This window comes from Mitsuaria sp. MSU3D, from assembly GCF_056867975.1.
Window position 1 is genome coordinate 5,484,090 of sequence record NZ_CP200314.1, and the last position, 14,451, is coordinate 5,498,540.

Consider the following 14,451-nt stretch of genomic DNA (forward strand, 5'->3'; position numbering starts at 1 on the left):
ATCGAACCAGGCGGAGTGAGACGGTCGAGCCGCCCGAGCAATCGGGTCCCAGCTGGAATGGGAGTTCGCGGAAACGCGATAGAGAACCCCGCGTGCGGCGGCCACCTTTGGGTGGCCGCCTGTTTTTTGTGCAATTGCTTCAGTCAACGCCTCAAGGGTTGCCGCAAGCAAGTTGCTTTCAACAGCTTCGCAAAGCTGACCTTTCGCCCCCTCGTCAAACTGGTGTCGAAAGGGTGTTGCAGGTATGCCGATTGGACCTTGAGTACAAGTCGGCGCCTCCGCTTGGCATCCCGGCTCAATTCGAAGAACAGCACATAGTGCTGCTGCGATGCGCCGATGTTGCTGGTCACAGATTCGACGGTGACGAAGTTCTGCGGCTGTTCACGGGCGATGCGGATCGCACGCTGTGGCAGGTCCTTGATGATCCTGGGCAGATGCATCGATGAGAGCGAATAGCGCTCTTCGCAAAGCACACGGATCTCCTGACCATCGTCGAAGAGTTCGCCCGTTGGGATCATGTGCTTTGGCCGGCCATCCCAAGGAATTGAGCGCGTGAAGCAATGACTCGAGAAGTACGCGATGACGACGATGTCGAAGCCGAGTCCGGGATCGATGCGGAACGCCATCGGCTCCAGATGCGTCAGGTCCCATGGCACGCCACATCGGGCAACGACCCGGCTTCGGTGTCGCGGCGATATCGCGTCAAGATGCTCGGTCACCGGCACATCGGTGATCGCGCCGGTGGATGCCGCGGTCGGGCGTGACTCGCTTTCCAGGGTAGAACTGATCATGGCGAAGGAAGCTCTCGGAGCAACGGGACAGCCATGTTTCCGATTCGGTTCTCTTCACGCCTTGCGCCTCGTCAACGATGCCGCTGGTCAAGCAGAACCTGCACGGTTCGTCGCAACGGGGCGACCATCGATGGGTACACCTGCAGCGCCTGCTGACTGGGTCTTGCCAGTCCGCTGGCCGATGACTGTCACCCCTTGCATGCGACACTGCCTGATGACCGAAATCGAACTGCGTTTCCAGATCCCCGAATCGCAATGGCCCGCCGTGCGCCGCTGGGTCGCGGGGGCGGGCAAGTCCGTCGCGGCGCAGGAGCGCCTGCAGGCCTCGTACTTCGATACGCCCGAGCGCGACCTCGCGCGCGCCGGCTTCGCGTTGCGTCTGCGGCGCGAGGGCGAGGTCTGGGTGCAGACGCTCAAGGGCGCCGCGCCCGACGGCATGACCCGCCTCGAACACAACGTGCCGCTCGGCGCGGACATTCCCCGGCTCGACGTCGCCCGGCACGCCGACCATCCCGCCGGGCAGGCGTTGCAGACGCTGCTGGCCACGCTGCCCGAAGGCGCGCTGCAGGCGCTGTTCCGCACCGACATCACCCGCCTGACGCGGCCGCTGCGCACGCCGCATGGCACGGTCGAACTGGCGCTCGATCACGGCGCGCTGCTCGCGGGCGAGGGCGACTCGCTGCGCAGCACGCCGGTCGCCGAGCTCGAGATCGAGCTGAAGAGCGGCGAGGCCCGCGCCGTGCTCGAAACGGCGCGGCAATGGGCCATCGAGCGTTTCGGGCTGTCGCTGGAGCTGCGTACGAAAGCGCTGCGGGGCGACCTGCTCGCGCGCCAGCTCGACTGCGCGCCGGTCGCCGATTCCCATGCGATCCACTGGACCGGGGACATGAGCTGCGATGACGCGCTCCACGTGCTGCTGCGCGAGTGTCTGGAGCCGGTCGTCGGCAATGCCTCGCAGATCGCGAGCGGCCGGCATCGGCCCGAGCACCTGCATCAGATGCGCGTCGGTCTGCGCCGCCTGCGCGCCGGCCTGCGGCTGCTGGCGGCGGACGACGACGTCGCGCTGCTCGCGCTCGCCGAGGGCGCCGGGCAGCTGTCGCGACGGCTCACCGCCGCGCGCGACGCGGATGCGCAGGCCGAAGCCGGCTGGCGCGCGACGATGCTTGCCGCCTGGCGCGCCGAGCGTCCGTCCGCGGCCTCCGAGGTCTCGCCCGCAGCGCCCATCGACGTCGCCGGCCTGCTGCTCACGCCAGAGGTCCAGGGCTGGCTGCTCGCGGTCATCGGCTGGCTCGCGCGCCCCGCGCCGGACCACGCGCCCGAAGGGACGCAAGGCCTGGCCCCCGTCCATGCCCACCTCGCGCAGTGGCGCGCCGCGACGGACAAGCAGGTCAGACGCTTCGATCGTCTCGATGTCGAGGGACGGCATCACCTGCGGCGCCGCCTGAGACGCCTGCGCCTGGCGATGGAGCTGACATTCGCGGTCCCGGCCGGTGCCGACGGCGGCAAGTTGACCAAGAAGGACATCGAACGCCGGGCCCGGGAGCTCGCCCGTGTCCACGAGGCCGCGCAGCGGCTCGGTGCGCTGAACGATCTCGAGGTCGGCCTGTCCCAGGCGCGTGAGCAACTCGCGCTGGCGATGGCACGAAGCGACGTGCCGGCGGCGGCGGCAGCCGGCTTCGCCCTGGGATGGCTGAGGCCGCGTCAGCGGCAGGCGTTGGAGAAGGCGACCAAGGCGGTCAAGGCCGTGAAGCTCATGGGCGTGGGCGACGCCTCGAAGCGCGCCAAGACTGCCAAGCCGTCGCAGCGCCGCAAGCAGGACTGAAGCATTTTGGCCGACTGACTTCACTGAAGAGGGCGCCCGCAGCCTCATGCCGAGGCGACGGGACGCACTCCCTCATTCCAGTCATTGCGAGGCCCCCATGCCGTTGTTCCATCCTCTGCCGTTCACCGAACTTCCTCCCCGTCCCGCCGAGGATGTCCCGGATCGCGCCCGGATTCCCGGGCTGCTGGCGCTGGCGGTCGATCCCGACCGGCTCAGCGCCGCGCAGGCGCTCGCCGCGCGCAGATTGCTGGATCCCGAGGGCGGCACCTATCCCGCCGACGGATGCGCGATGACGCTGTCGGTGCTGATGCGGGCGGCGGGATTCGACGTGCCCGAGCTCTGCTGGGCGATCGACGTGCCGGCGACGCTGCTCGCGCGCGGCTGGATCGAGGTGCCTCCCGGCAGCCAGCGCGGCGGGGACGTCGGCAGCACCTGCCGCGAGGACAAGCACCACGGCGAGGACCATGTCTTCCTGGTGGTCCGATGCGTCAACCAGGACGAGATGATCGTCGTCGACAACCAGGCGACCTACCCGCACTTCCGCTGGGCGAGCGGGCAGGGCGGCAAGACGCCGACCGCGATGTTCTACCGGGCGCCCGGCGCGCCGGACTGATCGACGCGCCCGGACGCCGCCGTCAGGTGTCGCCGCCGAGATGCCGCGCCGCGCCCAGCATCTCGTGGACGTCGTGCGTCATCACCGCGAGGAATGCCGCCAGGCCGATGTAATACGCGGCGTACTCCCACTTCACGCGGGCGGGGACTGCGTAGTAGGTCTTCGCCTCCTCGCTGTCGGAGCGGTACTTCCATGCCTTCATCAGCTGCGGCGCGGCCAGCAGCGCGATCAGCAGCAGCATCGGGCTGGGCCGGTAGAGGAACAGTCCGACCAGGACCGGCACGCCGACGAACCAGATCCGCGGCGACAGCACCGCCGTGATCCGGCCGCCGTCGAACGGCGACATCGGGATCAGGTTGAACAGGTTCAGGAAGAAGCCCGCGTACGACACCGCCAGCAGCCAGTCCAGGTTCCAGCTGCGCGCCAGCAAGTAGCAGACGGTCGCGCCGACAGTCCCCAGCAGCGGACCGCCCAGGCCGACGTAGGCCTCGGTCTGCGCGTCGTGCGGCATCTCCTTGAGCTCGATCCACGCGCCGACGAAGGGGATGAAGGTCGGCAGGCCCACGTTCAGGCCCTTCTGACGCGCGGCGAGGTAGTGACCCATCTCGTGCACGAACAGCAGCGCGACGAACCCCACCGCGTAGCGCCAGCCGTAGATCCAGGCGTACAGCAGCAGCGACAGCAGCATCGTGCCCCCGCTGAACAGCAGCTTGCTCAGCTTGACGCCCGAGAACAGCAGGAACAGGAGCTTGGTCATCGGCTCAGGACTCCGCGGACTCGCTCTTCTTGCGGCCGAACAGCTTCATGATCGCGCCGCCGAAGCCGACCACCGCCAGGATGATGATCTTGGCGAACTTCAGGAAGAACGCCCCGATCACCGCCAGCAGACCCAGCTTCTTCGCGCCGACGCCCAGCACCAGCGCGGCCAGGCCGTACTCGGCGACCTTGTCGGTGCTGCTGTTGAAGTCGGCGTAGCGCTTGCCGTCGTTGAACTCGAGCGCGCCCAGCAACTGCTGCGCGTCGCCCTTGTACTTCGGCAGATCGTCCAGGCCCGTGACCAGGTTCAGGCTCATGTAGCCCTCGCGGCCCAGCGCGTAGGTGTTGTAGTTGACGCCCTGCGGCTCGTTGGCCTGCGCGCCGACCTCGCGCGACTTCATCGCCCAGACCAGACGGTGCGAGTCCGCCGCGTAGGTCGGCTCCTGCGCCCAGCCGGTGATCTCCAGCCCGCGCACGCCCATCTTCTTGCGCTCCTCGTTGGCGGCCTCCGTGCCTTCCTTGAAGCTCTTCAGCATGTCCGCCGCATCCCAGTGCTTGGCGTCGTCGTCCTTGATGTAGCCGGACTTCTCAAAACGCAGCGTCGCGAACCAGTCGGCGTCGCCGCGCGGGAACACCACGCCTTCCAGGTCGCCGTAGTCGCCCGGGTTGCCCATCGCGCGCATCAGCTTGGCCGCATGCGGTTGCGGGATGTAGACCTTGCCTTCGGGCAGATGCAGCACCGCCTGGCTGGACAACTTCACGTCCTGCGGCCCCTTGACGATGTCGTTCTGGGCAGCGGTGAGGACCTTGGCGAACTCGTTCTCGCCGGTCTGCGCCGAGGCGGGCGCGGCCGCGATGAACATCGCGCCGGCAAGTGCGCCGACGAAGGTCCGCAGCGAGCGGGCGAAGGGGGTGGCGATCATGGATTTCCCTCGAAATGGTGTGTCGAACCTGGCCTCTGGCGGGCCGAAGGGTGCGAGTCTATCGATCCGAGTCATCGGGAAAGCCGCACTTCCCCCATCGGGGGGCGTCAAAAAACTTGTTGAGTGACGAAAGACATACGGCCCGCCCCAGGCATCCCGGGGCGGGCCGTATCGCGGACGGGAAATGGATCCGATCAGGCCACTTCTTGCCACTGCTTCTGCAGCTGGTCCCACTTCAGGCGCGCCGCCTTCAGATGGCGCTCCTTGACGTGACCATAGCCGCGGATGTCTTCCGGAATGCGGGCCAACTCGACCGCCGTCGACAGGCGCTCGGTGCTGAGGCCCTTCGCCAGGATCGATTCGATGGTCGCGCGGTAGTCGGCGATCAGCTGGCGTTCCGTCTTGCGTTCCTCGGTGTAGCCGAACGGATCGAAGGCGGTGCCGCGCAGGCCCTTCAGCCTGGCCAGCACGCCCATCGCCGGACGCACCCAGCCGCCGAAGGGGCGCTTCTGCAGATGACCGTGGTCGTCCTTCTTGGCGAGCATCGGCGGTGCCAGGTGATGCACGACCTTGAAGTCGCCTTCGAACTGGCCCTTGATCTTGTCGAGGAACTTCGTGTCGGTGTGCAGGCGGGCGACCTCGTATTCGTCCTTGTAGGCCATCAGCTTGAACAGGTAGCGCGCGACGGCCTCCGTCAGGCGCGTGCCGCCCACCGGCGCCTCGGCCTGGCGGACCTTCTCGACGAAGGCGCGGTACTGCTCGGCGTAGGCGGCGTTCTGGTAGTCGGTCAGGAACTCGACGCGCTTGGCGATCAGCTCGTCCACGCCCTGGCGCTTGACGAAGTTGATGACCTGCTGCGCGGCGAACAGCGACTGCACCGCGGCCAGGTCATGCGCGCAGCGACGGCCCCATTCGAAGGCGGCCTTGTTGTTGTCGACCTGCACGCCGTTGAGCTCGATCGCGCGCATCAGCGCGGCGAGGCTCAGCGGCACGCGGCCCTTCTGCCACGCGAAGCCCAGCATCAGCGGGTTGGTGTAGAGCGAATCGCCCAGCAGCTTCACCGCGACCTCTTCCGCGTCGAACATGCCCAGGTGCGAGGCGCCGACCGCCTTCTGCACGGCGGCCTCGCAGGCGGCGCCGGGGAAGGACCAGTTGGCGTCGTTGACCAGCGTCGCGGTCGGCGAGCCGTGCGTGTTCAGCGCGACGAAGCTGCGGCCTTCGCGCATCACGGCCAGCGTCGTCTTGTTGGCGGCGACGATGGAATCGCAGGCGATGACCAGATCCGCCTCCGCGGTGCCGACCTTGGTGCAGTGGATCGCGTCCGGCGTGTTGGCGATCTGGATGTGGCTCCAGGTCGCGCCGCCCTTCTGGGCGAGGCCGGCCGCGTCCTGCGTGATGACGCCCTTGCCTTCCAGATGCGCGGCCATGCCGAGCAACTGGCCGATCGTGATCACGCCGGTACCGCCGACGCCGGCCACGACGATGCCCCAGGCCTCGACCGCGTTCGGGATCGTCGGCTGCGGGATGACCGGCAGCGACGCGTCGAACGGGCTGACGCGCTTGTCCTTCTTGGGCTTCTTGAGCTCGCCGCCTTCGATGGTGACGAAGCTCGGGCAGAAGCCCTTCACGCAGGAGAAGTCCTTGTTGCAGGTGTTCTGGTTGATCTGGCGCTTGCGACCGAACTCGGTCTCCAGCGGCTCGACCGACAGGCAGTTCGACTGCACCGAGCAGTCGCCGCAGCCTTCGCAGACCAACTCGTTGATGACGGTGCGCTTGGCCGGATCGACCAGCTTGCCGCGCTTGCGGCGGCGGCGCTTCTCGGTCGCGCAGGTCTGGTCGTAGATGATGACCGTGGTGCCGGGGATCTCGCGGAACTGGCGCTGCAGCGCGTCCAGCTCGTCGCGGTGATGGACCGTCACGCCGGGCGCCAGCGGCTTGCCGTCGTACTTCTCGGGTTCGTCGGTGACGATGATCAGCTTGGCCACGCCTTCGCTGACCAGGCTGTTCATGATCTGCGTGACGCTGTGGCCCTCGGGGCGCTCGCCGACCTGCTGGCCGCCGGTCATCGCGACCGCGTCGTTGTACAGCACCTTGTAGGTGATGTTCACGCCCGCGGCGATGGACTGGCGGATCGCCAGGATGCCGCTGTGGAAGTAGGTGCCGTCGCCGAGGTTGCTGAAGATGTGCTTCTCGTCGGTGAACGGCGCCTGGCCGACCCAGGGCACGCCTTCGCCGCCCATCTGGGTGAAGGTCGCGGTGTTGCGGCCCGGCATCCAGGTGACCATGTAGTGGCAGCCGATGCCGCCCACGGCGCGCGAGCCGTCCGGCACGCGCGTGCTCGTGTTGTGCGGGCAGCCGGAGCAGAACCACGGCGTGCGGTCGGCGCCGCCGGCGGTCTTCTCTTCGCTCTTGAGCGACTGCTCCTTGGCGTCGATCAGCGCCATGCGGGCGTCCAGGCGCGCGGCGGTGTCGGCGTCGACACCCAGCTTCTTCAGCCGCTTGGCGATGGCGCGGGCGATGATGGCCGGCGTCAGGTCGGCCTGCGGGCGCAGCAGCCAGTTGCTGCTCGGGTTCGGGTGGCTCCACTCGCCGCCGCTGCGGTCGCCGTCGGTCTCGTCGAACTTGCCGAGCACGTTCGGGCGGACGTCCGGACGCCAGTTGTACAGCTCTTCCTTGAGCTGGTACTCGATCATCTGGCGCTTCTCCTCGATGACGAGGATCTCCTGCAGCCCCGTGGCGAAGTCGCGGGTGATGGTCGCTTCCAGCGGCCACACGACGTTGACCTTGTGTAGCCGGATGCCCAGGCGGCGGCAGCTGTCGTCGTCCAGGCCCAGGTCGTGCAGCGCCTGGCGGGTGTCGTTCCAGGCCTTGCCGGAGGCGATCAGGCCGATGCGGTCATGCGGCGTGGCGATGACGTTGTGGTTGAGCTTGTTAGCGCGGACGTAGGCGAGGGCGGCGTACCACTTGTGGTCCATCATCCGCGCCTCTTGATCGAGCGGCGGATCGGGCCAGCGGATGTGCAGGCCGCCCGGGGGCATCTGGAAGTCCTCGGGCATCAGGATCTCGACGCGGTCGGGATCGACGCTGACGCTGCTGGACGATTCGACGATCTCCTGGATCGTCTTCATGCCCGACCACAGGCCGGAGAAACGGCTCATCGCGAAGGCGTGCAGGCCCATGTCCAGGATCTCCTGGACGCTGCTCGGGAAGAACACCGGGAAGCCGACGGCCTTGAAGACGTGGTCGCTCTGGTGGGCGGCGGTGGAGCTCTTGGCGATGTGGTCGTCCGCGGCGATGGCGATCACGCCGCCGTACTTCGACGTGCCGGCCATGTTGGCGTGCTTGAACACGTCGATGGAGCGGTCCACGCCGGGGCCCTTGCCGTACCACATGCCGAAGACGCCGTCGAACTTCGCCTTCTCCGGGAAGAGCGCGAGCTGCTGGGTGCCCCAGACGGCGGTGGCGCCGAGTTCCTCGTTGACGCCCGGCTGGAAGACGATGTGCTGCTTGGCGAGGTGCTTCTTCGCGGCCATCAGGGCCTGGTCGTAGCCGCCCAGCGGGGAGCCGCGGTAGCCGGAGATGAAGCCGGCGGTGTTGAGGCCGGCGATGGCGTCGCGGGTGCGTTGCAGCATCGGCAGGCGGACCAGCGCCTGGACGCCGCTCATGAAGGCGCGGCCCTCGTCGAGTGCGTACTTGTCATCCAGCGTGACCTTCTCGAGGGCGCGCAGGATGTGTTCGGGCAAGGGGGCGTTCATGCGGGGGAGTCTCCTGATAGGTGGCTGACCTCCGGTCCCCGCTTGTGGCGAGGCCGTGTGCCTTGGCTGCCGTCGCGCCGAGTATGGCGGCGCGCGGAAAACGCAGAGAACAGTGTAGGAAACAATGCCCGGCGAGTGTTTGCTAGTTCCGCGCCGGCGGCGGTCGTTTGAGCAAGAATCTTTCCCGGAATGGCGAAAGGAATTCAAATGGCATCGAAAAATGGCGCCTCAGGGAAAACCATGAGGGCGACGGCGGGTTCCGCGGGCGTCGACGAGGGGGTCGACCGGAGCGCCGATCGGGGAGAGGACGCGGGCGGATCCGGTGCTCCGGCAAGCGGCGAACTCGACCGGTATCACGTGGCCATCCTGGGTGAGCTGCAGCGCGAGGCGCGCTTGTCCAACGCCGAGCTGGCGACGCGGATCGGCCTGTCGCCGGCGCCGACCTGGCGGCGGGTGCGGTGGCTGGAGGAGCAGGGCTTCATCACCGGCTACCGCGCCGAGATCGACCGTCGCCGCCTTGGCCTGGGCGTGCTGGCGTTCGTGCGCGTGGACGCGGACCGCAACAACGGCGCGGCGACCAAGCAGCTGGAAGAGGCGATCCGGCAACTGCCGGAGGTGATCGCCTGCCACTACATCAGCGGCGCCGGGACCTTCGAGCTGGAGGTGATGGCCACCGACCTCGATGCGTTCAGCCGGTTCTCGATCGACACGCTGCTGAACCTGCCGAACGTGAAGGACATCCACACGAGCTTTTCGCTGGGGGAGGTGAAGGCGGGCGGCGCGTTGCCGCTGGGACACCTGCGACCCAAAGGATGAGAAGACAGACTCTCCCTGCATTTCAACGGTCAGAGTTCAAACCAACCAGCGAATAGCGCACTGATGAAAAGGAAGATGGAAAGAAAATCCATCGCTGCTCCGATCGCGCTGATCTGGAATCTCTCGCGTCCCAATATAAATGCCTTGAGTTGGATCTTGCGGGATGGATTCGACAGGTTTGACGCGGAAATCCCACCAGCGCAAGCCGACATCTCTATCAAACCCATGGCAATGCGGTGATCCGAAAATGAGCGCCATGCCAACGCAAACATGATGACGCTGAGGCACAGACAGACGACCCGAAAAATGTTGTCCATGATGGAGGTTTCATCTCATGTGGCATGAGGAAGGCGTCCCTTCCTCGCAGTGTCGACACCGTGAAAGTCGATCAGAACAAGTTGTAGTTCGTCAGGTCCTCACCTTGATGATTGGACATGTCGGAAAGCATCTCGCCGAACTTGAAACCCGCGCCTCCCGCCATGGCGAGTGCGCTCCAGCCTCCCGTGTCCGCGAGTGCGATTGCCAAAGGGGCCAAAAAGGCGATTCCGCCGCTGACCTGTTCGAGTTCGTGTGGTTGGAGCTCTTCCATTTTCATCCTTCAAGTTTTCAAAGGTCGCTATCCCAGCGATCGAGGGCAGCCCGCCCGCAAATGACGAGGCACGGTCCGACATTAAATGGGGCGAAGGGATGTTTTAATTGGTAGAAGTTCCATCATGAAAATAGGTGGGCTGAGGAGGGTGGTTTGACTATTGATAACTGTCGGAAAATAACAAGAACTAACTAACTGAATCAAGGGATTCGTTGGCTTGGTTCTTTTCTGTGATGTGCCGCAGTGACGCAATGCGCCCTCCGCTGTACCGGTCGCACTCCCAATCGCCTGTACCGGGTCGGCGCAGACCCCAACAGGCATAGTCGACAGTCCCCCCTCGCTCACCCGGCCGCCATGACGCTACCGCTCCGACATTTCCTGCTCGCGCTGTCCGTGGTCGCCATCTGGGGAAGCAACTTCGTCGTGATCCGCTGGGGCCTGAACGCGTTCCCGCCGCTGCTGTTCGCGGCGCTGCGCTTCACCTTCGCCGCGCTGCCCGCGATGCTCCTGCTGCCGCGGCCGAAGGTCGGCTGGCGCAACCTCGCCGCCTACGGCGCCTTGGTCGGCGTCGGACAGTTCGCGCTGCTCTACTTGGCGATGCGTTCGCAGATCTCGCCGGGGCTCGCGTCGCTCGTCATCCAGACGCAGGTCTTCTTCACGCTGCTGCTCGCCATGAAGATGAGCGGCGAACGCGTCCAGGGCTTCCAGTGGCTCGCCCTGGTCATGGCCGCGGCCGGCATCGGCGTCATCGCCTCGCACACCGACGGCACGACGACGGTGCTGGGTCTGGCGATGGTGCTGCTCGCCGCGCTCTGCTGGTCCAGCGGCAACATCGTCGGCAAGCGCGCCGGCGCCGTGAACATGCTGGCCTACGTCGTCTGGAGCAGCGCCTTCGCCGCGCCCGCGCTGTTCGTCCTGTCCTTCATCGTCGAAGGTCCCGCACAGATGGGTGAGGCGATCCAGAACGCGAGCGTCGGCGCGTGGGGCGCCGTGCTCTGGCAGTCGGTCGGCAACACGCTCTTCGGCTACGGCGCGTGGAGCTTCCTCCTGTCGCGCCACCCCGCCGCGACCATCGTCCCGATGGCCTTGCTGGTGCCCGTGTTCGGCATGAGCTGCTCCGCGCTGCTGCTGGGCGAAGGCCTGCCGGCGTGGAAGCTGATCGCTGCGGCGCTGGTCATCAGCGGGCTCGCGATCAATCTGCTGTGGCCGCATGTGCGCGGCGTGCTGCGGACCGCGAAGGCATGAGCATGGGCACCGGCGTGAGCATCGACAGGCGCCTCGGCGCGCGCGCGCATCGCCGGCTTGCCAGCGCCTTGGCCGCCCTGGCCCTGGCCCTGCTCGGTGCGCTCACGCCGCGTGGCGCGAACGCTCAGTTCGTCCCGTCCGAGAAGGGCAAGGCGCCAACGACGATTCCCTCCGTGCGCGACGAGGAGATCGCCCAATGCCTGCCCGGCGAGGTGCGGACCTGGGGCGATGGCCGCGATCGCGCGATCGCGACGCGCTCGTTGCGCTTCGCCTATCGCCACGACAACGCGCCGCCCTGGTTCAGCGAACCGCAGGTGATGGCGCTGGTGAAGCGCTCCGCCGAGGCCTGGTCCGCCTGCGGGCTGAAGCTCGCCGTCATCGCCGTGCCCAGCGGCCAGGTGCCGCCGGAAGACGCCATCCAGATCCTCTGGAGCGACGTCGGTAGCCGCGGCCAGTTCGCCCTCGCCAACGTGACGGCGCGCAGCCTGTCGATCGGTCCCGGCCTGTTCGCGCTGCTGCGCGAGCGCAACCCCAAGCACCCGGCGGACCAGACGCTGCAGATGGTGCTCTCGCATGAGATGGGGCACTTCCTCGGCCTGATGGCGCATTCGAAGCGCTGCGTCGACACGATGTCCTACTACGACAACGGCAAGGGCGAACGCTGCGCGCTGCGCGATCCGAAGAGCTGGGGCAGCGTCGTCGAATACCGCTCGATGCTGCCCACGGCCTGCGACATCGACCGCTGCAGAGCGCTCAACAAGTGACGTCGTGATTGACGTCGTCGCGGCGTATGCTGATGCGATGAACTCGAATCGCCGCCTCGCCGTTCTTGCCGCCGCCGTGCTCGGCGTCGGCGCCTCAGTGATGACGCCGGGCTATGCGCAAGGCCCGAAGCAGAACCTGCAGGTCGAGATGCGCTGGGTCGAATCCGAGCTCAGCGGGTCCACCGTGGCCGGCATCCGCGACGGCAGCACCGTGGTCAGTACCGGCGGCAGCGTGTCGGCGCGCGGCGGTGTGGCGCTCTCCACCGAGAACCGCGAGCAACGCCAGCAGCTGTTCCCGCGCCTGCTGGTGCTCAACGGTTCGCAGGCCTCGTTCACGATGACCGAATCGACGCCGATCCAGTGGGTCGACGTGGCGATGGATCGCCAGCAAGGCGAGCGCGACCGCGTGGTCGTCGTGCCGCGGCAGGGCATGGCCGAGCGCGTGCGCGGCATCGTCGTCCGGCCGAAATGGCCGGGCGGTCGCAGTCCGGTGGACGTCGAAGTCCGTGCATCGGACCAGGCGCAGACGCCGCAGGGCGGCGCTTACGGTACCTCGCTCCCTGACGGTCAGCAGCGCCCGAGCACCGACGTCCTCAGCACCGTGCAGGCGCCGCTGGGCATCTGGGTCACGATCGCGCGCACGGGCAGCGTGACGGCGAGCGCCAACCGCAACACCTACAGCACGCGGGACGCGGAGGTGCAGAAGCTCCGCGAGCTGCAGCTTCGGGTCGACGTCGCGCCGTGAGTGTTTGAGCACTGAATCGAGCGCGCGCTCTCGAACTGCGAATTCGCGGATTCGCGGATTCGCGGATTCGCGGATTTTCTCTGCTTCAGAGTATTTTTGGTAATTCCAAAAATGCCCGTTTGGTCTTCGACGTGGACCGCATTATTTGATCGCGGACCATCAAGTCGGGAGTCGCGTCAGCGGGGAATGAGCTGATGATGCCAAGCATATGTGCGAAGCTTGTCCATGATGTACGACGCCATGCCCGCCGCACCGCATTGCGCTTCACTAATGTGATGAAACTCTAACGAATAGGGGCGTTGTGCGTATTTGATAATTGCATCGGTTATCAGGTTTCCGCCGTGAGCCACTTCAAAATCTTTAGAGTCATCATAGTCCATATCCGGCAGGTGAGACTTGGTAAGTCTGCAAAGCGCCTGATTAATGCTCTTGTGCTTCTTTGCTGATAGCGCTTGGATTGCTGCGTACGCGTCTGCGGTGGACTTTTGATGGCCGCCCTTCTTTCCAGTGGTGAATTCTGGAATTTGCTCCCCCTTCAAGAAGCGTAGGAGTTCTGAAGCCTCGATGATTCTTTTTGCGTTTCCTCGATCTCCTCGCGCACCCTGCGCTGTGGCGACATCTACCAACGATGGATCATTGGAATGCAAACACGAGTACACCATGGCACTCGCAGTCATCGTCACCAGTCGGGCGTCGAATAGCGAAATAATGTAGCCAAGATGATGGTCTGAATTTGTGTTTCTAGCACTCCACCACTTTCCTGCTTCTGATCGAGGAGAGTATCCAAGCAGCGGCTCTGGGGCCAGAGCTTGCGTTCCAGCTCGCCTAATTCTGTTAGCCTCGCCGACGACATCCCCACTAGATGTAATGACAAACACTAACTGAGGAAGGTGTTTGGTAATTCGCGTTTTTGTTATACGTTCGGCGATTACCGAGCCAACCTTCGTTAAGAAATCACCTATCGTTGCGGACTGGTTGCAATAGTTGCCGACAATATCCGCAGCGAGACCTACGTCATCAAATGTCTTTCCAAATTGCAACAAGACTCGGGAAAGAACCGTGGGCCATTCGCCTGCCGGAGGTCCGGAAATTAGAAGGTCAGACTCCGGTGGCGCAAAATTTGCACCACCGATAGTTTCGGCAATTTTTCTCAATTGCTTGTGCCAATCCTGGTCCGTGGTCGGCCAGCAAAATAAGACATCCTGTCGGCGACGAAGCAGTTGATTCAATGATGATAGGAGTTGCCTTATTCCTACGACGTCGTCTGATAATTCTCGCCCGTCGAACAAGACCAGCGTGGCCTTGTCTAATGAAGGCGGGGGCAGATTGTTTGTCAGCCAGGTAAGTACGTCACGAAAAGCGATTTCTGTTGGCACTCGCACGACTGGTGCAAACGCATCTGGCATGTGAACTGCGGCGGAATGAATGGAGGTGGTTTTCCCAATTCCCGTTCTGCCTAGGATAAAGCAGAGCAATCCACCATTCTGTATTTTCGCCCGATCACGCAACGCATTTAGCGCCTGAAGATCGTTGTCGATAGGCACAATTAGCGGACGCAGTTCCTGCCCAAATGTCTCTTGCAAGGATTCAAAGCGATTTGGGATCCGAATCTCGATAGCGGTTGCCATACAT

The 14,451-nt window shown here is 65.2% G+C and carries 13 protein-coding genes; 6 read left to right on the top strand and 7 right to left on the bottom strand.

Annotation, left to right across the window (positions count from 1 at the left end; all coding sequences use genetic code 11):
• Positions 1-143: 143 nt before the first annotated feature.
• Positions 144-791 carry a hypothetical protein gene (locus AC1VNM_RS24145; protein ID WP_483108594.1) on the bottom strand — a complete coding sequence of 216 codons (648 nt, stop codon included), beginning with the start codon at positions 789-791 and terminating at the stop codon, positions 144-146.
• A gap of 214 nt (positions 792-1,005) precedes the next feature.
• Here AC1VNM_RS24145 and AC1VNM_RS24150 point away from each other — a divergent pair, with 214 nt between their 5' ends.
• Entirely contained in the window at positions 1,006-2,613 is a 1,608-nt protein-coding gene (locus AC1VNM_RS24150) for a CYTH domain-containing protein (RefSeq protein ID WP_483108595.1), read from the top strand.
• A 97-nt stretch (positions 2,614-2,710) separates the two neighbouring features.
• Positions 2,711-3,226, top strand: a complete 516-nt coding sequence (locus AC1VNM_RS24155; RefSeq protein ID WP_377158240.1) for a hypothetical protein — start codon at positions 2,711-2,713, stop codon at positions 3,224-3,226.
• A 22-nt stretch (positions 3,227-3,248) separates the two neighbouring features.
• Here AC1VNM_RS24155 and AC1VNM_RS24160 read toward each other — a convergent pair whose 3' ends face one another.
• The 3 genes from AC1VNM_RS24160 to AC1VNM_RS24170 all read right to left on the bottom strand — a co-directional run bounded on the left by AC1VNM_RS24160 (position 3,249) and on the right by AC1VNM_RS24170 (position 8,660).
• Positions 3,249-3,983, bottom strand: coding sequence for a site-2 protease family protein (locus tag AC1VNM_RS24160; protein ID WP_377158238.1), 735 nt, complete (start codon positions 3,981-3,983; stop codon positions 3,249-3,251).
• Between the two features lie 4 nt (positions 3,984-3,987).
• Positions 3,988-4,902 carry a DUF2167 domain-containing protein gene (locus AC1VNM_RS24165; protein ID WP_377161618.1) on the bottom strand — a complete coding sequence of 305 codons (915 nt, stop codon included), beginning with the start codon at positions 4,900-4,902 and terminating at the stop codon, positions 3,988-3,990.
• 197 nt (positions 4,903-5,099) lie between these two features.
• Positions 5,100-8,660 carry an indolepyruvate ferredoxin oxidoreductase family protein gene (locus AC1VNM_RS24170; protein WP_483108596.1) on the bottom strand — a complete coding sequence of 1,187 codons (3,561 nt, stop codon included), beginning with the start codon at positions 8,658-8,660 and terminating at the stop codon, positions 5,100-5,102.
• A gap of 240 nt (positions 8,661-8,900) precedes the next feature.
• Here AC1VNM_RS24170 and AC1VNM_RS24175 point away from each other — a divergent pair, with 240 nt between their 5' ends.
• The gene (locus tag AC1VNM_RS24175) at positions 8,901-9,476 is read left to right on the top strand and encodes an Lrp/AsnC family transcriptional regulator (RefSeq protein WP_483108597.1); all 576 of its coding nucleotides are present in this window, start codon (positions 8,901-8,903) and stop codon (positions 9,474-9,476) included.
• Positions 9,477-9,505: 29 nt separating this feature from the next.
• On the opposite strand, the gene AC1VNM_RS24180 is transcribed toward AC1VNM_RS24175, so the two are convergent.
• A complete protein-coding gene (locus AC1VNM_RS24180; RefSeq protein ID WP_483108598.1) occupies positions 9,506-9,793 on the bottom strand; it encodes a hypothetical protein in 288 nt (95 codons plus the stop codon).
• A 71-nt stretch (positions 9,794-9,864) separates the two neighbouring features.
• Entirely contained in the window at positions 9,865-10,065 is a 201-nt protein-coding gene (locus AC1VNM_RS24185) for a class IIb bacteriocin, lactobin A/cerein 7B family (RefSeq protein WP_483108599.1), read from the bottom strand.
• A gap of 354 nt (positions 10,066-10,419) precedes the next feature.
• Between AC1VNM_RS24185 and AC1VNM_RS24190 the strand changes: the two genes are divergently transcribed.
• Genes AC1VNM_RS24190 through AC1VNM_RS24200 form a run of 3 tightly spaced genes read left to right on the top strand, consistent with a single transcriptional unit; the run spans position 10,420 to position 12,819 of the window.
• Positions 10,420-11,310 (top strand): EamA family transporter, encoded by an 891-nt coding sequence (locus AC1VNM_RS24190; protein ID WP_483108600.1) that lies wholly within the window; start codon positions 10,420-10,422, stop codon positions 11,308-11,310.
• On the top strand, positions 11,307-12,074 hold the full coding sequence (locus AC1VNM_RS24195; protein ID WP_483108601.1) for a zinc metalloprotease: 768 nt from the start codon (positions 11,307-11,309) through the stop codon (positions 12,072-12,074). The genes AC1VNM_RS24190 and AC1VNM_RS24195 overlap by 4 nt, the downstream gene beginning before the upstream one ends.
• A 4-nt stretch (positions 12,075-12,078) precedes the next feature.
• Positions 12,079-12,819 (top strand): hypothetical protein, encoded by a 741-nt coding sequence (locus AC1VNM_RS24200; protein ID WP_483108602.1) that lies wholly within the window; start codon positions 12,079-12,081, stop codon positions 12,817-12,819.
• 176 nt (positions 12,820-12,995) lie between these two features.
• Here AC1VNM_RS24200 and AC1VNM_RS24205 read toward each other — a convergent pair whose 3' ends face one another.
• Positions 12,996-14,447, bottom strand: a complete 1,452-nt coding sequence (locus AC1VNM_RS24205) for a hypothetical protein (RefSeq protein WP_483108603.1) — start codon at positions 14,445-14,447, stop codon at positions 12,996-12,998.
• Positions 14,448-14,451 lie beyond the last annotated feature (4 nt).

What these genes read in the sequence shown, in the direction of transcription:
- AC1VNM_RS24145 (WP_483108594.1), bottom strand. Translation starts at nt 791, where the DNA reads ATGATCAGTTCTACCCTGGAAAGCGAGTCACGCCCGACCGCGGCATCC.
- AC1VNM_RS24150 (WP_483108595.1), top strand. Translation starts at nt 1,006, where the DNA reads ATGACCGAAATCGAACTGCGTTTCCAGATCCCCGAATCGCAATGGCCC.
- AC1VNM_RS24155 (WP_377158240.1), top strand. Translation starts at nt 2,711, where the DNA reads ATGCCGTTGTTCCATCCTCTGCCGTTCACCGAACTTCCTCCCCGTCCC.
- AC1VNM_RS24160 (WP_377158238.1), bottom strand. Translation starts at nt 3,983, where the DNA reads ATGACCAAGCTCCTGTTCCTGCTGTTCTCGGGCGTCAAGCTGAGCAAG.
- AC1VNM_RS24170 (WP_483108596.1), bottom strand. Translation starts at nt 8,660, where the DNA reads ATGAACGCCCCCTTGCCCGAACACATCCTGCGCGCCCTCGAGAAGGTC.
- AC1VNM_RS24175 (WP_483108597.1), top strand. Translation starts at nt 8,901, where the DNA reads ATGAGGGCGACGGCGGGTTCCGCGGGCGTCGACGAGGGGGTCGACCGG.
- AC1VNM_RS24180 (WP_483108598.1), bottom strand. Translation starts at nt 9,793, where the DNA reads ATGGACAACATTTTTCGGGTCGTCTGTCTGTGCCTCAGCGTCATCATG.
- AC1VNM_RS24185 (WP_483108599.1), bottom strand. Translation starts at nt 10,065, where the DNA reads ATGGAAGAGCTCCAACCACACGAACTCGAACAGGTCAGCGGCGGAATC.
- AC1VNM_RS24190 (WP_483108600.1), top strand. Translation starts at nt 10,420, where the DNA reads ATGACGCTACCGCTCCGACATTTCCTGCTCGCGCTGTCCGTGGTCGCC.
- AC1VNM_RS24195 (WP_483108601.1), top strand. Translation starts at nt 11,307, where the DNA reads ATGAGCATGGGCACCGGCGTGAGCATCGACAGGCGCCTCGGCGCGCGC.
- AC1VNM_RS24205 (WP_483108603.1), bottom strand. Translation starts at nt 14,447, where the DNA reads ATGGCAACCGCTATCGAGATTCGGATCCCAAATCGCTTTGAATCCTTG.